Source organism: Mycobacterium sp. SMC-16 (assembly GCF_046250085.1).
Taxonomy (GTDB): domain Bacteria; phylum Actinomycetota; class Actinomycetes; order Mycobacteriales; family Mycobacteriaceae; genus Mycobacterium; species Mycobacterium phocaicum.
The window spans coordinates 2,153,543-2,173,428 of sequence record NZ_CP176427.1 but is presented as its reverse complement, the minus strand read 5'-3'; the positions used below and the strand labels follow the sequence as shown (position 1 = coordinate 2,173,428).

The following is a 19,886-nucleotide window of genomic DNA, read 5'->3' as shown; positions in this document are numbered from 1 at the left end:
GTTACGCGCTGTCGGGCGACCAACCCGGGCCGCGGAACGTGTGTCCGAAGCGCTGCTTCCACGTCTTCGCCGCGCGCACATCTTGCCAGATCGCGGTGTATTCGTGCGTGGCAACCCGCAGCGGGTTGAACGTCTTGATGTTCTTGGTCAGACCGTAGACGACGCGCTCGCCCTCGGGCTGGAAGCTGCCGAACAGCCGGTCCCAAATGATGAGGATGCCGCCATAGTTGGTGTCCAGGTACTGATCGTTGGAGCCGTGGTGGACCCGGTGATGCGACGGCGTGTTCATCACGAATTCGATGGGCCGCCACAGCTTTCCGACGCGCTCGGTATGGATGAAGAACTGGTAGAGCAGGCTGACCGACTGCTGCAGCAGGATCATCCACGGCGAGAAGCCGAGGAACGCCAAGGGCAACCAGAACGGCAGCGCCGTGAACGGCGTCCACGTCTGTCGCAGTGCGGTCGACAGGTTGTAGTGCTCGCTGGAGTGGTGCACGACGTGGCTGGCCCAGAACACCCGGATCGTGTGGTGGGTGCGGTGGTACCAGTAGTAGGCGAAGTCGTCGGCGACGAACAGTGCGATCCAGGTCAGCGGATTGTCGGCGGGCAGATGTACCGGCGCCACGAGGTACGCCGCGCTGAGCGCCGCCAGAACCACGAGCTTCCAGCCGATGTTGATGATGACGTTGCCGATGCCCATGGTGAGACTCGTTCGGGAATCCCGGAGTTCGTAACCGACCTCGTCATCGTCCGGCAGGAAGCGGAAGGACAGCGCCTCAAGCACGAGGCAGATCACGAACACCGGTATGGCGTGCTGGATCAGATCGAACATGGGCAATGACTCCTACTGCCGAGCGGAAAGGGTGTCGACGACGCGGCCCAGCAGCTCGTCGGCCACGCGGTGCGCGGCATCGGCATCGCGGGCGACGAGGTGCTCGGCCAGCGTGATGTGGGCCTCGCGGTCGATGAGTTCGGCCGCCATGCCGAGGTCGGCGATCGAGTCGAAGCCGATGTCGGTGAATGCTGCGACCAGCGTGTTCAGCGCCAGGCGGTAGGCCAGGTTGCCGCTGCCGTCGATGATCGCGGTCCAGAACGTCAGGTCCACCGCGAACGACTCGTCGGTGCGCTGCGCCGGGTACGCCGCGGCCGCGGCAGCGATCGACGCGAGCTGTTCCGCGGTGGCGTTGCGGGCGCACAGCCGGGCCGCGTCGGCGGCCACGGACCGACGCATCACCATGATGTCGCGGGCGATCTGCAGGGCCGGCACGGCTCCGGTGGCAGCGAGGGTGCTGAGCACGTCCAGACCGGCCGTCTGCCGCCAGTCCTGGACCCGCGTCTTGCCGCCGTGGCTGATCCGTACCAGCCGGGCCTGCTGCAGCCGCTTGAGCGCTTCCCGAATGGCGTGCCGGTTCACCGCGAAGGCCAGGGCCAGCTCGCGCTCGGACGGCAGCGCGTCGTCGACCGCGACGCGTCCGGACAGAATCTCGTCGACGAGGTGCGCGAAGACCGAGTCACTGACCGCCGACCGCGCGACGGGTGCGATGTCCATGGGGTCAATGATCGGGCTCGCCACGACAACTGGTCAACTGGTTGGACCAGTTATCTGGATCACAAACGCGAGAATGCCCCGCGGGAAACTCCCGCGGGGCATTCCGGCCGATGGACTAGGTGGCAGGCACCACCGCCCGGCCGACGTGCTCGCCCGTCGCCGCACGCAGGTGCGGCTGGCGCAGGAACACGAACCAGGTGACGACCGCGCAGATCACGTAGAAGGCGAGGAACACCCAGAACGCGGTGGTCGCCGAGTGCGAGGGGCCTGCGTAAGAGGTCCGGAGGACGATGTTGACGAGCACGCCGCCGAACGCGCCGACCGCGCCGGCGAAGCCGATCAAGGCGCCCGACATGCTGCGCGACCACAGCATCTTCTCCGTCGCGCCGAGCTCGTCCTTGCTCTGCGCCTTGGCCTCGAAGATCGACGGGATCATCTTGTACGTCGAGCCGTTACCGAGGCCGGTCAGGACGAACAGCACCATGAACGCCGTGATGTAGACGGCCATCTGGGCACCCGTGGCCGGCCCCTTGGTGGCGTCGTCCCACATGCCGCCACCGACCAGGACGGCGGTGATGGCCGTCATCGCCCCGAAGGTGTACAGCGTGATCTTGCCGCCACCGATCTTGTCGGCCAGCTTGCCGCCGAACGGACGCGAGATGGAGCCGAGCAGCGGGCCCAGGAACGCGATCCACGCGGTGTGGATGGAGGCGTCGAAGTTGGCCTTGGCCAGCTCCTTGGCGGCTTCCTTCGGCAGCTTGGCCACCGACGCGACGTGGTACTTCTCCAGCAGCGGCGCGACGTCCTGGGCGGTGAAGTTGATGTTCAGAATCTGGGTGAACGCGAAGCTGAACCCGATGAACGAACCGAACGTACCGATGTAGAGGAAGCACATCACCCACGAGTTACGGAACTTCATGGCCTCGACCATCGCCGACAGGTTCGACTTCTGGCCCTGGATGTTGTCCATGAACAGCGCGGCACCGAGGGCCGCGGCGGCCAGCAGCACCAGGTAGATGGCGCACACGACCTCGGGACGACGGTTGCCGAGCGTGGCGATGGTGACCAGGCCGATGATCTGGATGACCGGGACACCGATGTTGCCGCCACCGGCGTTCAGGCCCAGCGCCCAGCCCTTCAGTCGCTGCGGGTAGAAGGCGTTGATGTTCGTCATCGACGACGCGAAGTTACCGCCACCGAAACCGGCGACCGCGGCGACGATCAGGAACGTCGTGTACGACGTACCCGGATGCATCATGAAGTACATGGTCAGCGCGCACGGGATGGCGAGCATCAAGGCGCTGAAGATCGTGAAGTTGCGGCCGCCGAACTTGGCCGGTCCCACGGTGTAGGGAATGCGCATGAAGGCGCCCACCGCGATCGGCACCGCGCCGAGGACGAACTTGCCCAGCGCATCGATGCCGTAGACCGCCTGCGGCATGAACAGCACCATCACCGACCAGATGCTCCATACGGAGAAACCGACATGCTCGGCGAAGATCGACCAGATCAGGTTCCGCTTGGCGACGTCCTTGTTACCCGCGTCCCACGCAGCAACATCCTCAGCATCCCAGTGCTCGATGTCGCGGTTACGACTCAACAGACTCACAGTGCCTCCAGGCCTCCCAGTGCGGAAATTGGTTGGCTACATATGTACGGACGCCCCATGCCGCAGCTGTTGCCCTTCGGTGTCAGCAAAGTCAATAGGCACTCACTTGGAGGACCCTGTGGTTGGTGACCCGCGCGATTCACAGCCGACGTATCGACGCAACAAGCACGAAATGTGGAGTGCGAACGGTCGGGCGGGGCGCATGGCCGCCGACGGCAGTCTTGATCAGGTGGTCAATCTCGGTGGAGTGGCCGGGAAGTACGTGAATTCAATCGTGGTGGCGGTCCGCGGCAGTTATTGAACTCAGGGACCTCAGGCGGCCGGAGAAAGTACCTGGCTTCAATAACGGCCGCTGAAACGCGTGGCGAGTGAAGCCGTGCACTTCTCCGGCCGGGTCAACACCGGGCAAAAAAGCACCGCCGCGACGGCAATCCGTCGCGGCGGTGATCGGTGTGAAATTGGGGGCGCCTCAGGCCTTCTTGGCCTCGTCCTCGTCGGCCTTGGCTTCGTCGTCGGCCTTGACGTCGTCGTCTGCCTTGGCTTCGTCGGTGGCTTCGGCTTCCTCGGCCTCGTCCGCGCCGGCGGCCTCAGGCTCGTCGGCCTCCTCGGCGTCCGCAGCTTCTGCGTCCTCGGTCTCTTCGGATTCCGCGGACTCGTCCGCAGCCTCGGCTTCGTCACCCTCAGCCTCTTCAGCTTCGGCCACATCGGCCTCGGCGTCGGCATCCTCAGAAACTGCCTCGTCGTCCGAAACCGCTTCGGCGACAACCGTTTCCGGCTCGGCCTCGGCGTCATCCTCGGGATAGTCCACGGCTTCGACCACCGCGGTATCGGCCGCGGCATCGACATCGGTACCGCCGGCGTCGGCCGGTGCCGCCCCGCCGCGCGAGCGTTCCCGCAGCGCGTCGACGATGAGCAGCAGCACCCCGATGACGCTGGCGCCGATACACACCCAGGCGATCAGCTCATTGCTGGTGACAATCGCGGTCACCAGCGCGGTCAGCCCGATGAGGGCAAGGACCAGGGCAATGATCAGCATTGGTCAGCCGTCAGCTGTTGCCCCGGTTGAACTGGCCGAAGCCAGCACCTTCGCCACCGGCCGCCGAATCGGCCGGAGCGGCAGAGCCACGCTGACCGAGCTCTTCGAGCTGGGACTCCAGGTAGGTCTTGAGACGCGTGCGGTACTCGCGCTCGAACGTGCGCAGCTGCTCGAGGCGGCCTTCCAGCACCGTGCGCTGCTGGTTGATGTTGCCCATGATCTCGGTGTGCTTGCGCTCGGCGTCGGCCTGCAGGGCGTCGGCCTTGTCCTGCGCCTGGCGCAGCTGCGCCTCCGAACGGGTCTGTGCGTCGGCCAGCATGGCCTCGGCGCGCGCCTTGGCGTCGGCGACCGTGGTCTCGGCGGTGCGCTTGGCATCGCTGACCAGGGCATCGGCCTGGGCGCGGGCGTCGGCGAGGGTCTTGTCGGCCTCGGCCTTCGCCGAACCGGTGAGACGGTCGGCAGTGTCCTGGGCCAGGCTCAGGACCTTGGCCGCACGGACGTGGTGGTCCTCGCCGACCGGCGCGGCGACAGGAGCGGCCACCGGCGCGGGTGCCGCGACGGGCTCCGGCTCGGGCGCGGGTGCGGGCGGGGTGTAGACCGGCGCCGCGACCGGCTGGCCGGTGCGGGCGGACTGGAGCTCGGCGTCGAGCTCGGCGACCCGCTGCCGCAGATCGCTGTTCTCTTCGATCAGCCGGGTCAGCTCGGTCTCGACGAGATCGAGGAATGCATCGACCTCATCCTCGTTATAACCGCGCTTGCCAATCGGCGGCTTGCTGAATGCGACGTTGTGGACGTCAGCCGGAGTTAGCGGCATCTTCTGCCCCCTTGCAGTCTGGACCGTCAATCGGTGTCAAAGTGTAGAGCGATCAAAGTGTAGAGCGATCGTGGAGTAACTGGCGTCCATCCTGTCACAGCAGACCCGGCGGTTGCAGGCGAGGTCCGGAATTAAGAACGAATTTCAATGTTTCATTGGAATTCGGCAACGCTGCCCGGCGCTCGACACCGAATTGACCAAAACGAAAGAAGCGCATTAATTACATAAATGTAATTAATGCGCTTCTGCAGGTCAGGGGAACGTCGCGGTCAGGCCCCGACCTGATCGAAAGACAGCCGCATGCCGATGAACACCACCATGAGCAGCACCACGATGGACAAGTCGACCCGGACCGGCCCGATGGTCAATGGCGGGATCAAGCGCCGCAACAGCTTCACCGGAGGATCGGTCACCGTCATGATCACCTCGAGGATCACCACGGTCAGTCCCCTCGGCTGCCAGTCCCGGCTGAATCCGCGGATGAACTCCACCACCACACGGGCGATCAACAGCAGCCAGAAGACGAACAGCGCAAAACCCAGAATGTCGAAGAACAGGGTCAATGCAACAGACCTCACTAGCGCGGGAAAAGCGCCGACTGCTGTCGGCGCTTGAGAGCGAGCCTACCTAACGCAGACCCCTCCGGCCGGGGGCCGAAGGGGTCTTGCGTAGAGCTGTTCGGTGATGCCGGGGGTGCTACTGGTAGCTGTAGAAGCCCGCTTCTGCGATCCGGCGACGCTCTTCGGCGCTGACGTCGACGTCGGCCGGCGACAGCAGGAAGACCTTGGTGGCGACCTTGTCGAACGAGCCGCGCAGCGCGAAGGCCAGGCCGGCGGCGAAGTCGACGAGGCGCTTGGCGTCGGCGTTGTCCATCGACACCAGGTCCATGATCACCGGGGTGCCGTCGCGGAAGCGCTCACCGATGGTGCGGGCCTCGCTGTAGTCCTTGGGACGCAGGGTCGTGATCTTGGCCAGTGCGCTGCCGGCCTCGAACAGCTCGGCCATGCGGCGGGGCTCCATGGCGACGGCGCCACGGGTGGCACCACGCAGGGTGTTGAAGCGCGGACGCTCGAACTCACGCGGGCCACGGGCGGGCATCTCGTCGTAGCCACCGCGGTAACCCATTGGGGCACTTTCGTATTCGCGGCCCATGCGGTCGTCGTAGCCGCGCGGCTCACCGCGGCCGTAGTCCTCGTCCTCGAAACGCTCGTCGCGGGGGCGGCGCGGGGCCTGGTAGGAGCGCGATGGACGCTCTTCGTCGTCGTAGTACTCGTCGTCATAGTCGTCCATCGGCGCCATACCGAAGTAGGCCTTGACCTTGTGCAGTGTGCTCATCGGATGCCCCTAGCTAAAAATGTGGTGTCTGGTGACTGTGATGTAAGTGTGACTGGAGTGACTACTCATGGTGACGTTAGAGGACGCGGTCCCATTAACGCGGTACCGACACGCACACACGTTGACCCGTGTCGCACCGCAACTTCCAGGTCATTCGACATGCCCGCGGACAGGCCCAGCCGGTATGGGTATTGCGTTTGGACCCTGAGCAATTCAGCCTCCAGTCGCGCAAACTCCGCGTCGGCCGCGCTGGCCAGCGGCGGGATCGCCATCAGGCCCGCCAGACCCAGGCCCGGCGCGGCATCCGCGGCCGCACACAGTTCGTCGACCAGGTCCGGTCGGTCCACCGGCACGCCGCCGCGCGCCGGATCCCCGTCGAGGCTGACCTGGATATAGACCTGCAATGGCTCGGACCTGCGGCCTTGGTCCAATGCTTCGACCGCGCCGCGCGACAGCGCGGCGATCAACGGCGCGGTGTCGACCGAATGCGCCACCGCGGCCCAGCGCGCCACTGCCCGCGCTTTGTTGCGTTGAATTCGGCCGATCATGTGCCACCGAATTACATTGTTCGACTCTATGTTCGATGACGCATCCAACAATTCGCCCGGCGGTGTGATCAATTTCTTGTCCGACAAGACGCCCGACACCTCAGCGACTTTGCCCGCCGCTTCCTGCTCGCGCGATTCACCGAATGCCCGGCAGCCCAATCCGAACAGTGCGACAACATCACTCGCCGGAAAGAATTTGGTGACCGGAAGAAATTCGATGTCGGCCCGATCCCGGCCGGCGGCCGCCGCCGCCGCGTCGATCCGCGCCTGAATCCGGGCCAGCGACGCGGCCAGTTCGGCCTCGCGCGGCGCGCTGGTCATTCCATCCACACCACCGACGCCAGCCGCCCGGTCGCGGCGCCACGTCGGTGGCTGAACAGATTCGGATCGTCGACCGTGCAGCGCGGGTCGATGTCGATGGCCTTGATACCCAGACCGGCCAGCTGCCTGGCGATACCCGCCCGCAGATCCAGACCGACCGTGCCGCGCGCGGTGGTGGTGATACTGCCCGGCAGCACCGCCTCGACGTCGTCGGCCATCTCGTAGGGCACCTCATAGTTGCGCCCGCTGACCGCCGGGCCCAGCAGCACCGAGATGTCCTGCACCTGCGCACCGAGTTTCTGCATCGCCTCGACCGTGCGCAGCACCACGCCCTTCTGCGCGCCGACCCGTCCGGCATGCACGGCGCCCACCACACCAGCGCGCGCATCACCCAACAGCACCGGCACGCAGTCGGCCGTGATCACCGCGAGCGGAAGCCGCGGCGTTGCGGTGACCAGGGCGTCGGTGTTGTCATAGGCTCCCCCGGCTCCAGTTCCAGGGCCCTCGACAACTTCGACATGGTCACCGTGCACCTGGTTCATCCACACCAGCGAGCCGTGCCCGATGGCCTCGGCCAGCCGAGTCCGGTTGGCCGCCACGGCCTTTGGCTCGTCGCCGACGTGGTCACCCAGGTTGAACGTGTCGAACGGGGCCTTCGAGACCCCGCCCGCACGCGTCGTAGTCACTCTGCGGATACGGAACGTCACGATTCCAAATTTATCCGGTGTGCCCGCGCCACTCGGTCATCGTCAGTGCTTCATGAACGGCGGCACGTCGACGTCGTCATCGTCGTCGCCGCGGCCGCCGACGCTCACCGTCACACCATTGGTCGCCGCCGGCACGCTGCCCGGGTCGGCATTGAAGGCACCGAGCTTGCCCGCGCTCGCCGCCCCGAAGGTCTGCGCCCGGTGCGCGCCGCCGCCGGCAGCCGGCGTCGCCGACGCCGTCGCGCCCGGCACCGCCGAGGTGACGGGCTTGCGGCTCTGGCCGGCGGTGTCGAACCCGGCCGCGATGACCGTGACGCGAACCTCGTCACCCAGCGAATCGTCGATGACGGTTCCGAAGATGATGTTGGCCTCGGGGTGGGCGGCATCCTGCACCAGCGACGCGGCCTCGTTGATCTCGAACAGACCCAGGTCACTGCCACCGGCCACCGACATCAGCACGCCCTGCGCGCCGTCCATCGAGGCCTCGAGCAGCGGCGAGTTGATGGCGATCTCGGCGGCCTTGAGCGCGCGACCGTCGCCGCGGGCCGAACCGATGCCCATCAACGCCGTGCCGGCGCTGCTCATGACGCCCTTGACGTCGGCGAAGTCGACGTTGATCAGACCCGGGGTCGTGATCAGGTCCGTGATGCCCTGCACACCGTTGAGCAGCACCTCGTCGGCGCTGCGGAACGCGTCCATCAGCGAGACGGCGGCGTCGCCCATCTGCAGCAGGCGGTCGTTGGGGATGACGATCAGGGTGTCGCAGCTCTCGCGCAGCGCCTGGATGCCCAGCTCGGCCTGGTTCGAGCGGCGCTTGCCCTCGAAGGAGAACGGGCGGGTCACGACACCGACGGTCAGCGCGCCGAGCTTGCGGGCGATGCCGGCGACGACGGGCGCGCCACCGGTACCGGTGCCACCGCCCTCACCGGCGGTGACGAACACCATGTCGGCGCCGCGCAGCAGCTCCTCGATCTCGTCCTTGGCGTCCTCGGCGGCCTTGCGCCCGACCTCGGGGTCGGCGCCGGCACCCAGGCCACGCGTCGAGTCGCGGCCGACGTCGAGCTTGACGTCCGCCTCACTGAGCAGCAGCGCCTGCGCGTCGGTGTTGATCGCGATGAACTCGACGCCGCGAAGGCCCTGTTCGATCATGCGGTTGACGGCGTTGACGCCGCCGCCGCCGACACCGATCACCTTGATGACGGCGAGGTAGTTATGCGGGGGTGTCATCTGACGTCTTCCTCCCTGGCTCGGTTTGTCCTGAGCAAAACTTCTCGAATCAAAACCCTAAACCTCAACCATAGGGTTAGAGTTATGTCAAGTTGTTCCGCGCAAACAGAACGGTAGGGCGCGGCCACGCCGCAGCCGTGCAGGCGCGCCGAGAGTTCACGTGATTTTTCTTGGCCTGGGCGAGCTCAGCGACGGGAAGTCGATGAGCTACTTCACAGTCGGCAGGTCGGGACTGGACACGTCATAGGTATGGCCCGGCTGCGTGAGCAGCGCGCCCAGCTTGAGCGCCTTCTCCTCGGTGCGGTCGGTGGTCCCCCAGATGACCTCGCGACCGTCGTTCAACGTCAGCGTGACACCGGCGACCGACGGCGCCCCGACGCGCGCGACCTGGCTGAACACCTCGGGACGCAGCGACAGCAGGACCTCGAGGGCCGCCAGCGTCGCCGGGTCCTTGGGGCCGGGATTGTCGGCATCCAGGTACGGCAGGCCCGGCGGCGGGGGCTCCGTCGCGAAATCAACCCCGTCGCGGTCGAACAGGTGTGGACCGTCCGGGTACTCCTTGGCCGCCACCGGAACCCGCTCCAGCACCGTGATGCGCAGGGTCGACGGGTACTCGCGCTGCACCCGGGCACTTGCCACCCGCCGGATCGTGGCAACCCGCTCGGCCACGGCGTCGGTGTTGACCTGCAGCAGCGGCGTCTCCGGCTTGACCGCGGCCGCCGCCGTCACCTGGTCCTCGGTCAGGGTGCCCAGACCGGTGACCACGGTGTGGCGGACCGCCATGATCGGCGTGAAGTACAGCACCAGACCCAGTGCGACGGCGACGACGGCCGTCACCGCCGACCACAGCAACATCTTCAGACCGCGGATGACGCCCCGTGTGGGTGCCTTGGGCTGCTCGGACAGGCCTGCCGCGCGGCGCCGCGCCTCCTGACGCGCCTGCTCCAAAGCCCTGGCCCGCTCCAGCGCGATGCGGCGTTCCTCCCGCTCGCGCCGGGCCCGGCGACGCGGCCCCTCGTAGTCGGGTGATGCGGGATCGGCCGACGCGGCGTCCGGGGCCTCCTCGGCGGCGGGCTCTGCCGCGGCGTCCGGCGCGGTGCCGTCCGGCGCGACGTCTTCTGTCGCCTCGCCGTGCACCGGATCATCCTGCGCCGCAACGGGTTCGGTAGCCGGCTCCCCCGAGCCGTCCTCCACGGTCACGACGTGGGCCGTCCCGGGGCGGCGCGGTCGGCCTTGACCTCCAGTGCGGTCAGGATTTCGCGCCCCAACAGCGTGACGTCGCCGGCGCCCATGGTGACGATGACGTCACCCGGACCGGCCTTGGCCGCCACCTGCTCGGCCACCGCGGAGAAGTCGGGCACGTAATGCACCGGCGCCGAGACGTGTTCGACGATGCTCGCGCCGCTGACGCCTGCCAACGGGGCTTCCCGCGCGGCATAGACATCGAGGACGAACACCTCGTCGGCACGATCGAGGGCCTGACCGAACTCCTTCGCGAAAGTCTGTGTGCGCGAATACAGATGGGGCTGGAACACCACGATGGACCGCGATGTGCCGGCCACCGCACGCAGCGCTTCCAGCGTCGCCCGGACCTCGGTGGGATGGTGCGCGTAATCGTCGAAAACCCGGACGCCGTAAGCAGTTCCGACCGCCTCGAAGCGACGCCGCACACCTTCGAACCCGGTGAGGCCGTCGAGCACGGCCTCCGGATCGGCGCCGACCTCACGGGCCGCCAGCAGCGCCGCCAGGGCGTTGAGCGCCATGTGCTTGCCCGGCACCGACAGCCGCATGCCCCGGCGGTGCGGCTCGCCCGCCAGTTGGATGGCCGCGACCCCACCGGTGCCCTGCTGCTGCCAGGTCAGCAGCGTCGCTTCCAGATCCGTGCGCTGCGCACTGCCCATGCCGTACCGCAGCACCCGAACACCGCGCTCCGCCGACCGCTGGGCCAGCGCCTCGGCACCCGGGTCGTCGGCGCACACCACCAGCGCGCCGCCGGGACGCAGCCGGGCCACGAAGTCGTCGAACACCGCGGTGTAGGCCTCGACGCTGCCGAAGTGGTCGAGGTGGTCGGCCTCGATGTTGGTCACCACCGCCACGTCGGGTGTGTATTCGAGCAGCGAACCGTCGCTCTCGTCGGCCTCGGCCACGAAGCAGTCGCCGCTGCCGTGATGCGCGTTGGTGCCGGCCTCACCCAGATCGCCACCGACGGCGAACGACGGGTCGAAACCACTGTGCTGCAACGCCACGATGACCATCGAGGTCGTCGTGGTCTTGCCGTGGGTTCCGGTCACCAGCACCGAGCGATAGCCGTCCATCAGCTTGGCGAGCACGACCGGGCGCATGATGACCGGGATGCCGCGTCGCCGGGCCTCCACCAGCTCGGGGTTGTCCTTCGGGATGGCCGCGTGCGTGCTCACCACGACGGTCGGGCCGCCCGGCAGCATGTCCAGCGACGACGCGTCGTGCCCGATCCGGATCTCGGCACCACGGGCCCGCAGGGCCGCGACACCACGGGACTCCTTGGCGTCCGAGCCGGACACCTGGCCACCGCGGTCCAGCAGGATGCGGGCGATACCGGACATCCCGGCGCCGCCGATGCCGACCATGTGCACCCGGGCGAGCTCGGGTGGCAGCTGCCGCGCCGTCACCGGAGGCCCGATCCGGTTGCCACGCCGGCGACTTCGAGGGCGATCTGCGCCACCCGCCGCGCCGCGTCGCGGTGGCCGGCCAGCGCGGCCGCCGTCGTCATCTGGTCCAGTGCGGCGGTGTCGCCCATCAGAGTTCCGATCCGTTCGGTGACGTAGTCCGGGGTGAGTTCGGCGTCGTCGACCAGCAGGCCGCCGCCGGCATCGACCACCGGGAGTGCATTGAGTCGTTGCTCACCGTTGCCGATCGGCAGCGGCACGTAGACCGCGGGCAGACCGACCGCGCTGACCTCCGCGACGGTCATGGCGCCGGACCGGCAGATGGCCAGATCGGCCGCCGCATAAGCCAGATCCATGCGGTCGAGGTAAGGCACCCCGACATAGGGCGGGGCACCCGGTGCCGGCTCCGGCAGCTCGAGGGTGTTCTTGCGGCCGTAGGCGTGCAGGACCGAAACACCTTGCGCGGCGAGGTTTTCGGCCGCACCGGAGACGGCGCGATTCAGCGACTGCGCACCCTGGGAGCCGCCGAACACCAGGAGCACGCGGGCGTCGTCGGCGAAGCCGAAGAACTTCCGGGCCTCCGCACGCAGCGCGGCCCGGTCGAGTGAGGTGATCGACTCGCGCACCGGGATCCCGACGACCTCGCCGCCCTTGAGACCCGAATCCGGCACCGCGGCCAGCACCCGGCGCGCCGACCGGGCACCGACCTTGTTGGCCCAGCCCGCGCTGGCGTTGGCCTCGTGCACCACGACCGGAACGGTGCGGCGACGGCGCAGTCCCCCGCCGCGGGCGGCGAGGTAGGCCGGCAGTGAGACGTAACCGCCGAATCCCACGACGACGTCGGCCCGGACGGCGTCGAGAACGTCACGCGTCTCGCGGACCGCGGCGCGAACCCGCAGCGGCAGCCGAGCCAGGTCAGCAGAAGGCTTGCGCGGCAACGGAACCGGGGTGATCAGCTCGAGGTCGTAACCACGTTCGGGGACCAGCCGGGTTTCCAGCCCGCGGGCCGTGCCGAGGGCGGTGATCCGGACGTCGGGCCGCAGCGCCACCAGCGCGTCGGCAACCGCCATCGCGGGCTCGATGTGACCGGCGGTGCCGCCGCCGGCCAGCACCACGGAGATGCCGCGAGTTCCGCCGTCGCTCCGCTCGCCTGGGTGTGTTTCCCCGTCGCTCCGCTCGCCTCGGCCCGAACTCACACCACTCACCCGTACCGCTGACCTTCCAATGTGCGGACCCGCGGGTCCGACCGGCGCGGGTCACGTCTTTGTTGACCCTTGAGGTCACCATTTTGCCTTGCACGCCGTCCGGCACCGTCGGCCGGTACGGGGTTTCTGCGGCCGCGGTCGGACCGCCGGTCCGGTTCCTCGGTACGCCGCGGGCGCCTCGGAGCGTCGGTCCGGCGCTGCCGGGCCGGGGGTTCCTGCCGGGTGGCCTGCCTGGTCGGCCGCGCGGCCTTCGTGGGCTTTGCCGGCTTGGCGGGTTTGGCCTGCCGGGCGGCGGGCTTGCGGACCGGCTTGTCGCCGCGACCACGTAACCGGTCCCGGGCCGAGTCCAACGTGGTCGGCGAATACGGCACCGGCGGCGGCAGCCGCAGGATCCGGTTCATCCGGTCGTCGCGCCCGGCCCGCAGCGCAGCCACCGCGTCGGGCTCATGGCGCGCCGCATTGGCGATCAGGCCGATCAGCAGAAGTGTTGTGGCCGTTGCCGTTCCACCGGCAGAGATGAGCGGCAGCTGGATGCCCGTGACGGGCAGCAGGCCGAGCACGTAACCCACGTTGATGAACACCTGGCCGACGACCCACAGCGTCGTGGTGGCGGTCAGCAGCCGCAGGAACGGGTCGACCGACCGGCGGGCGATCCGCATGCCGGTGTACGCGAACAGGCCGAACAGCGCCAGCAGGCCCGCCGCGCCGATGAAGCCGAGCTCCTCGCCGATGATCGCGAAGATGAAGTCGTTGTGCGCGTTGGGCAGGTAGTTGAACTTCGCGGTGCCCTGCCCCAGCCCGTCGCCGAACATGCCACCGTTCGCCAGCGCATACTTGGCCTGCCGCGACTGGTAGCCGATGCCCTGCAGGTCGGAGTCCGGGTCCAGCCAGGCCCGCACGCGGTCGGAGCGGTAGCCGGCCGAGACCGCCAGCATGGCGGCGGCCGAGACCGCGGCGACCAGCGACGTGGCGAAGATCTTGAGCGACAGACCGGCGTACCAGAGCAGACCCAGCAGGACGATGCCGACCGACACGGTCTGGCCGAGGTCAGGCTCGGCGACGATCAGCCCGAGGGCCAGCACCGCCGCGGGCAGCAGCGGAAACAGCAGTTCTTTGAGCCCGGCGTGTTCCATGCGGCGGGTCGCCAGCAGGTGCGAACCCCAGATCGCGAACGCGATCTTGGTCAGCTCGGAAGGCTGCATGGAGAAACCGGCGACGACGAACCAGCCGCGGGCGCCGTTGGACAGGTGGCCGATGCCCGGGATCAGCACCAGGGCGATCAGCACGAGGCTGACGACGAACGCCGGCAGCGCCATCCGGCGGATGAACGCGATCGGCACCCGCAGCGCGATGTAGAACGCGAACAGGCCGATGATCGTCCACAGCACCTGCTTGGCGAAGATCGTCCACGGCGAGCCGTCCTCGTCGTACGAGTGCACGCCCGAGGCCGAGAGCACCATGGTCAGGCCCAGCGTGATCAGCAGCGCCGCGCAGGCGATGACCAGGTGGAACGACGTCATCGGCCGGCCCAGCCAGGCGCCGAACCGAGCCCGGGGGCCCTGCCGTGCGGGTTGGGCGGGCTTCGCGGCCGACTCTGCGGCCGCATCTTTGCCCCCGTCCGCCGCGGCGCTGGGGTCTTTCTCGTCAGGGGCCTGTGCACCTTCCGGGCCGGCTTTGCCCCGACGGAGCTTGGCAAGGATGTCCGGCATGTGACTACCCGACCTCGTCGTTCACATTGGTCACAAAAACCACAACTGTCCCTTGCATCCCAAAATCCTCCCCTGTCGCACCCGCAGGGGGCGGCACATCCGGCGCGTGTCGCCGGAATGGAGCGATTTGCCAGGAACTCTTGCGTCACACGGCCGAGAGTGACCGCCGCACCTCGTTGACAGTGGGCCGCGAGCCCACACTCAGCGGCGGCACGACGCGAATGCAACCGCACGGCGAAGTTCGGGCCGTTCTGCCGCCACCTGGTTGCGTTCGCGGCGCGGCAAGAGCGCAGCCGGACGCGCCTGCGCGGGCGGTCAGCTCTTGATCGCCGCGACGGCCTTGACGAGCAGGTCCTTGGCGACCTGCGGTTCGACGTCGGCCTGGACGACGACCACGGTCTTGTCGCCCATGACCGCGGTGTAGGTGGTTTCCTCGATGGGCTTGCCGTTGGCGGTGATGTGCGCCTGCACGCCCATGGTCTTCGCGCCCCCGATGTCGGGGCCGGGGACGCGCTCGACCGTCGCGGTGACGCCGTCGGTCGAGTCGACGGTGAACTGATCGCAGCCCGCATGGCCGAGTTCGCCGACGGTCTTGTCCGCCTCCGCCGCCATCACGATGACGGTGTGGCCCTCCTGGTTGCTGCCGATGAAGCCCGCGGTCTTGGCGCCGACGCCGGCCGGCGCGAGCGGCTTGAGCAGCGACGCGCACTCGGCGGGAGTGACGACCGACGGCGGCGTGGTGGTGAGCGCGCCGACGCCGGGGGCATCCAGCTTCTCCTGGGTGACGGTGTCCGCCTCCAGATCCATCGGGTCGTAACCCGGCGGCAGGCTGCTCTTGGCGCTGCCGACCTTCGAGATGTCGTACTTCGCGGCGGCCTGGCTGCCACTGCCGGACTTGCCGTCCGAACCCCCGCAGCCGGCGATCAGCGCCGTGCCCGCCAGCACGACGGTCGCCAACCCAAGGGGCCCGACCAGGTACTTCTCGACGTTCATGGCGCGAACCCTAACAGCGGGCCCCGGCACCACCGCGCAAATACTGGATGTCGGCTGTGAGCCGCGTGTCTAGCGGCCACCCGCCGACAGCCACTCGCTGTAGAACAGCGCCACCCCGAGTCCACAGGCGATGGCGGTGAGCAACCAGAACCTGATGATCACCGTGGTCTCGGCCCAGCCGGCCAGCTCGAAATGATGATGGAACGGCGCCATCCGGAACACCCGGCGCCCCGTGGTGCGGAAGGCCAGGATCTGGACCACCACCGACGTCACCTCGGCGACGAACAGCGCGCCCAGCACGATGGCCAGCGTCTCGGTCCGGCTGGTCACCGACAGGCCGGCGATGATGCCGCCGAGCGCCAGCGAGCCCGTGTCGCCCATGAAGATCTTGGCCGGCGCAGCGTTCCACCACAGGAATCCGATGCACGCGCCCGCCGTCGCCGCCGCGACCAGCGCCAGATCCAGCGGATCCCGGACGTTGTAGCAGCCAGGCCCCGGGCTGGTGGCGCACGCGTTGCGGTACTGCCAGAACGTGATCAGGACATACGCCGCGCTGACCATCGCCATGGCACCCGCGGCCAGCCCGTCCAGGCCGTCGGTGAAGTTGACGGCGTTGGACCACGCGCTGACCAGCACCACGATGAACAACACGAACAGCACCGGACCGAGCGTCACCGTCGCGATCTCGCGCACGTACGACAGCCCCGCGCTGCCCGGCGTCAGCCCGTAGCCGTTGCGGAACTGCAGCACCAGCACGCCGAACAGGACGGCCGACACCAGCTGACCGATCGTCTTGGCGGTCTTGTTCAAACCCAGGTTTCGGGCCCGGCGGAGCTTGATCAGATCGTCGATGAAGCCGACGGCGCCCAGCGACGTCGCGAGAGCGAGCACCAGCAGGCCCGAGGCCGACGGCCCTTCGCCGTCGACCAGCAGCCCCACCACATGGGTGCCGAGATACCCGCACCAGATGCCGGTGACGATCGCGACGCCACCCATCGACGGCGTGCCGCGCTTCTTCTGGTGGCTGGCCGGACCGTCCTCGCGGATCTCGTGGCCGAAGCCCCGACGGGTGAAGAGCCGGATCAGCACCGGCGTCAGCACGATCGACACCGCGAGCGCGATACCGACGGCGAACAGGATCTGGATCATGCCTGCCCCTCCCGCGCCAGCTCCTCGGCCAACGCGCCGAGCCCCGCGGAGTTCGAGGCCTTGACCAGCACGACATCGCCGGGCTCCAGCTCGGCGCGCAGCAAATCAAGAGCGGCCCCGGCATCGGGGACGGGCGATACCTCGCTGCCCCACGAGCCTTCCATCACCGCGCCGTGTTGCATGGCGCCCATAGTCCTCCCGGTTCCGACGACAACCAGTCGTGACACATCTAAACGCACGGCCAGTCGACCGATGCTGTCATGTTCGGCAATCGCGTCGTCACCCAGTTCGGCCATCTCGCCGAGCACCGCCCAGCTACGCACCGGCGCGCCGGATTCCGCCCGCGCCGACTTGGCCATCCAGGCCAGTGCCTTCAGGCCCGCCCGCATCGAGTCGGGGTTGGCGTTGTAGGCGTCGTTCACCACGACCACCCCGTCGGCCCGGGCGGTGACCTGCATGCGGTGCTTCGAGACGGGGCCGGCACCGGCGAGCGCGTCGGCCACCTGCTGCAGGGTCGCACCACATTCCAGCGCGACGGCGGCGGCGCTGAGCGCGTTGGACACCTGATGGTCGCCGTGCACGGCTAGGGCGATGTCGACCTGCTGCTCCCCCGCGTGCAGCGTGAAGCGCGGACGGGCCAGTTCGTCGAGGGTGACGTCACCGGCCCACAGGTCGGCGCCGGGTGACCGGGACACCCGCACGACGCGGGCTGCTGTGGTCTCCGCCATGGCCGCGACGGCACCGTCGTCGGCATTGAGGACGACGACACCGTCCGCTGGAACAGCTTGCGGCAGTTCGGATTTCGTTGCCGCGATGACGTCACGGGAGCCGAACTCGCCGAGGTGCGCGGTGCCCACGTTGAGCACCACACCGATCGACGGCGGCGCGATGGCGGCGAGTGCGGCGATGTTGCCGGGGTGCCGCGCCGACATCTCCAGCACCAGGAAGTCGGTGTCGGTCGTGGCGCGCAGCACCGTCCACGGGTGGCCGAGCTCGTTGTTGAACGATCCCGGCGGCGCGATCACGTCACCCAGCGGCGCGAGGACGGCGGCCAGCAGGTCCTTGGTCGACGTCTTGCCCGACGAGCCGGTGACGCCGATGATCCGCAGACCCCCGGCGGCCAGCCGGTCGGCCACGGCGCGAGCCAGCCTGCCCAGGGCCGCCAGGACGGCTGCGCCGGAGCCGTCGGTGTCGTGCTCCAGCGCCCCGGAGGCCGAATCGACCTGTCCGGCAATCGGTTTCACGACGATGGCCGGCACGCCGACGGGCCGGGCCGCCAACACTGCGACAGCGCCCGCCGCGACTGCACCCGCGGCGAAGTCATGCCCGTCGGTGCGGGCTCCCGGCAGGGCCAGGAACAGCCCGCCCGCGGTGACGGCCCGCGAGTCGAATTCGACGGTTCCGGTCACGCGCGTCGCGGCGGCAGCCTCGGGCGTGATGTCGGACAGCTCGCCGCCGACGATGTCGGCGATCTCTGCCAGGGTCAGGTCGATCATGCGGGTGACTCCCCAGCTTTCCCGGCCGCCGCATCGAGCGAGGCGGCCAATTCGTCACGATCGTCAAAGGGACGGGTACGGCCTGCGCTTGTCTGACCCGACTCGTGCCCCTTGCCCGCGACCAGGACGGTGTCCCCCGCGCGGGCCCAGGCCACGGCGTGGTCGATGGCGGCGCGACGGTCACCGATCACCACCACCTCGGCCTCGCCGTCGGCGGCACCCGCCGCGATCGTGGCCCGGATGAGGCCCGGATCCTCGTCGCGCGGATTGTCGTCGGTGATCACGACGAGGTCCGCGAGCTCCGCGGCGATGCGCCCCATCGGTTCGCGTTTCCCGGCGTCCCGATTGCCGCCGGCGCCGAACACCACGGCCAGCCGGCCCCGGGTCTGCGGGCGCAGCGTCTGTAACACCGCCTCCAGGGCACCGGGCTTGTGCGCGTAGTCGACGAGGGCCAGGAAGTCCTGCCCGCGGTCGATGGGCTGCAAGCGGCCGGGCACGGTGGCGGCGGCCAGTCCGGGTGCCGCCTGCTCGGGGGTGACGCCCACCGCGTCGAGCAGTGCCACGGCCAGCAGGGCGTTGGCGACGTTGTAGCCGCCGGGCAGGCCGATCCGCAGCGCGTGCCGCGCGCCGTCGGGGCCGATGGCGGTGAACTTCTGGCCTCCGCGGTCGGCTTCGATGCCGCTGACGGTCCAGTCGGCGTCGCCGGTGGTGCTGACGGTCACCGGATCGGCGGCCCGCGCCGCCATCTGCCGGCCCCAGTCGTCGTCCACGCAGACGACCGACAGTTCGGCATGGTTGGGCGAATCAGGCTGGAACAGCCGGGCTTTGGCGTCGAGGTAGTCCGCCATCGTCGGATGGAAGTCCAGGTGGTCGCGCGACAGGTTGGTGAAACCGCCGGCGGCGAAGCGCAGCGCGTCCACCCGACCCAACGACAACGCGTGGCTGGACACCTCCATGACGACGGTGTCGACACCGCGTTCGACCATGGTGGCCAGCAGCGCCTGCAGCGCCGGCGCTTCCGGGGTGGTCAGGGAACTCGGCAGGTCGCGGCCGTCGATCCGGATGCCGACGGTGCCGATCAGCCCGGCCACCCGACCCGCGGCGCGCAGCCCCGCCTCGACCAGATAGGTGGTCGTGGTCTTGCCCGAGGTCCCGGTGATGCCGATGACGCGCAGCCGCTCCGAGGGCCGCCCGTAGATTTCGGCGGCGACTTCGCCCAGGACCGCCCGCGGGTCGGGGTGCACGAGCACGGGCACACCGACGTCGAGAAGCTCCAGGCCCTCCGGGTCGGTCAGCACCGCGGCGGCACCGGCAGCGACGGCGTCGGCGGCGAACCGCGCACCGTGTGCGGCCGATCCGGGCAGTGCCGCGAACAGATCACCGGCGACGACGTCGCGGCTACTCAGCGTGACACCGGTGACGCGCAGCTCCCCGGCTCCGGCCTCGGATGGCAGTGCTGCGCCGACGTGGTCGGCCAACGAGCCCAGCGCGGCCCCGACAGGGTCAGCGGGGCGCAAGGTAGGCGAAGACATGGCCATGACAC

17 protein-coding genes and 1 pseudogene are annotated in these 19,886 nt (G+C 68.8%); all 18 read right to left on the bottom strand.

Going from position 1 to position 19,886, the window contains the following annotated elements; translation table 11 throughout:
- Position 1 precedes the first annotated feature (1 nt).
- The gene (locus ACJEIK_RS10490) at positions 2–832 is read right to left on the bottom strand and encodes a sterol desaturase family protein (protein WP_409431449.1); all 831 of its coding nucleotides are present in this window, start codon (positions 830–832) and stop codon (positions 2–4) included.
- Between the two features lie 12 nt (positions 833–844).
- A complete protein-coding gene (locus ACJEIK_RS10485; protein ID WP_064858713.1) occupies positions 845–1,549 on the bottom strand; it encodes a FadR/GntR family transcriptional regulator in 705 nt (234 codons plus the stop codon).
- 115 nt (positions 1,550–1,664) lie between these two features.
- Positions 1,665–3,158: a NarK/NasA family nitrate transporter gene (locus tag ACJEIK_RS10480; protein ID WP_133426993.1), complete on the bottom strand. Its 1,494-nt coding sequence runs from the start codon at positions 3,156–3,158 to the stop codon at positions 1,665–1,667.
- Positions 3,159–3,822: 664 nt separating this feature from the next.
- A pseudogene (locus tag ACJEIK_RS10475) lies at positions 3,823–4,194 on the bottom strand (hypothetical protein); the annotation flags it as partial.
- A gap of 10 nt (positions 4,195–4,204) precedes the next feature.
- Complete coding sequence (locus ACJEIK_RS10470; RefSeq protein WP_020103630.1) at positions 4,205–5,008, bottom strand: DivIVA domain-containing protein; 804 nt, start codon at positions 5,006–5,008, stop codon at positions 4,205–4,207.
- A gap of 269 nt (positions 5,009–5,277) precedes the next feature.
- A complete protein-coding gene (locus ACJEIK_RS10465) occupies positions 5,278–5,571 on the bottom strand; it encodes a YggT family protein (RefSeq protein WP_061005129.1) in 294 nt (97 codons plus the stop codon).
- A gap of 133 nt (positions 5,572–5,704) precedes the next feature.
- Positions 5,705–6,343: a cell division protein SepF gene (locus ACJEIK_RS10460; RefSeq protein WP_061005131.1), complete on the bottom strand. Its 639-nt coding sequence runs from the start codon at positions 6,341–6,343 to the stop codon at positions 5,705–5,707.
- A 65-nt stretch (positions 6,344–6,408) separates the two neighbouring features.
- Positions 6,409–7,212 (bottom strand): YggS family pyridoxal phosphate enzyme, encoded by an 804-nt coding sequence (locus tag ACJEIK_RS10455; protein WP_061005133.1) that lies wholly within the window; start codon positions 7,210–7,212, stop codon positions 6,409–6,411.
- Positions 7,209–7,919, bottom strand: coding sequence for a peptidoglycan editing factor PgeF (gene pgeF / locus ACJEIK_RS10450; protein WP_409431448.1), 711 nt, complete (start codon positions 7,917–7,919; stop codon positions 7,209–7,211). Before pgeF ends, ACJEIK_RS10455 begins: the two co-directional genes overlap by 4 nt.
- 42 nt (positions 7,920–7,961) lie before the next feature.
- Positions 7,962–9,146: a cell division protein FtsZ gene (gene ftsZ, locus ACJEIK_RS10445; protein ID WP_061010527.1), complete on the bottom strand. Its 1,185-nt coding sequence runs from the start codon at positions 9,144–9,146 to the stop codon at positions 7,962–7,964.
- Positions 9,147–9,353: 207 nt separating this feature from the next.
- A complete protein-coding gene (locus ACJEIK_RS10440; RefSeq protein ID WP_082762207.1) occupies positions 9,354–10,346 on the bottom strand; it encodes a cell division protein FtsQ/DivIB in 993 nt (330 codons plus the stop codon).
- Positions 10,343–11,794: a UDP-N-acetylmuramate--L-alanine ligase gene (gene murC / locus ACJEIK_RS10435; protein ID WP_061010525.1), complete on the bottom strand. Its 1,452-nt coding sequence runs from the start codon at positions 11,792–11,794 to the stop codon at positions 10,343–10,345. Before murC ends, ACJEIK_RS10440 begins: the two co-directional genes overlap by 4 nt.
- Entirely contained in the window at positions 11,791–12,906 is a 1,116-nt protein-coding gene (gene murG / locus ACJEIK_RS10430; RefSeq protein WP_409347422.1) for an undecaprenyldiphospho-muramoylpentapeptide beta-N-acetylglucosaminyltransferase, read from the bottom strand. Before murG ends, murC begins: the two co-directional genes overlap by 4 nt.
- 86 nt (positions 12,907–12,992) lie before the next feature.
- Complete coding sequence (gene ftsW / locus ACJEIK_RS10425) at positions 12,993–14,705, bottom strand: putative lipid II flippase FtsW (protein WP_061010523.1); 1,713 nt, start codon at positions 14,703–14,705, stop codon at positions 12,993–12,995.
- A gap of 315 nt (positions 14,706–15,020) precedes the next feature.
- The gene (locus ACJEIK_RS10420; RefSeq protein WP_409431447.1) at positions 15,021–15,698 is read right to left on the bottom strand and encodes a DUF5642 family protein; all 678 of its coding nucleotides are present in this window, start codon (positions 15,696–15,698) and stop codon (positions 15,021–15,023) included.
- Between the two features lie 69 nt (positions 15,699–15,767).
- Positions 15,768–16,847: a phospho-N-acetylmuramoyl-pentapeptide-transferase gene (gene mraY / locus ACJEIK_RS10415; protein ID WP_061001150.1), complete on the bottom strand. Its 1,080-nt coding sequence runs from the start codon at positions 16,845–16,847 to the stop codon at positions 15,768–15,770.
- A complete protein-coding gene (gene murF, locus ACJEIK_RS10410) occupies positions 16,844–18,343 on the bottom strand; it encodes a UDP-N-acetylmuramoyl-tripeptide--D-alanyl-D-alanine ligase (RefSeq protein WP_061010518.1) in 1,500 nt (499 codons plus the stop codon). The genes mraY and murF overlap by 4 nt, the downstream gene beginning before the upstream one ends.
- The gene (locus tag ACJEIK_RS10405; protein ID WP_409347421.1) at positions 18,340–19,875 is read right to left on the bottom strand and encodes a UDP-N-acetylmuramoyl-L-alanyl-D-glutamate--2,6-diaminopimelate ligase; all 1,536 of its coding nucleotides are present in this window, start codon (positions 19,873–19,875) and stop codon (positions 18,340–18,342) included. The genes murF and ACJEIK_RS10405 overlap by 4 nt, the downstream gene beginning before the upstream one ends.
- Positions 19,876–19,886 lie beyond the last annotated feature (11 nt).

Excerpts from the sequence above, each read along its gene's own strand:
- ACJEIK_RS10490 (WP_409431449.1), bottom strand. The coding sequence starts at position 832 with ATGTTCGATCTGATCCAGCACGCCATACCGGTGTTCGTGATCTGCCTC.
- ACJEIK_RS10485 (WP_064858713.1), bottom strand. The coding sequence starts at position 1,549 with ATGGACATCGCACCCGTCGCGCGGTCGGCGGTCAGTGACTCGGTCTTC.
- ACJEIK_RS10470 (WP_020103630.1), bottom strand. The coding sequence starts at position 5,008 with ATGCCGCTAACTCCGGCTGACGTCCACAACGTCGCATTCAGCAAGCCG.
- ACJEIK_RS10460 (WP_061005131.1), bottom strand. The coding sequence starts at position 6,343 with ATGAGCACACTGCACAAGGTCAAGGCCTACTTCGGTATGGCGCCGATG.
- ACJEIK_RS10455 (WP_061005133.1), bottom strand. The coding sequence starts at position 7,212 with ATGACCAGCGCGCCGCGCGAGGCCGAACTGGCCGCGTCGCTGGCCCGG.
- ftsZ (WP_061010527.1), bottom strand. The coding sequence starts at position 9,146 with ATGACACCCCCGCATAACTACCTCGCCGTCATCAAGGTGATCGGTGTC.
- ftsW (WP_061010523.1), bottom strand. The coding sequence starts at position 14,705 with ATGCCGGACATCCTTGCCAAGCTCCGTCGGGGCAAAGCCGGCCCGGAA.
- ACJEIK_RS10420 (WP_409431447.1), bottom strand. The coding sequence starts at position 15,698 with ATGAACGTCGAGAAGTACCTGGTCGGGCCCCTTGGGTTGGCGACCGTC.
- mraY (WP_061001150.1), bottom strand. The coding sequence starts at position 16,847 with ATGATCCAGATCCTGTTCGCCGTCGGTATCGCGCTCGCGGTGTCGATC.
- murF (WP_061010518.1), bottom strand. The coding sequence starts at position 18,343 with ATGATCGACCTGACCCTGGCAGAGATCGCCGACATCGTCGGCGGCGAG.
- ACJEIK_RS10405 (WP_409347421.1), bottom strand. The coding sequence starts at position 19,875 with ATGTCTTCGCCTACCTTGCGCCCCGCTGACCCTGTCGGGGCCGCGCTG.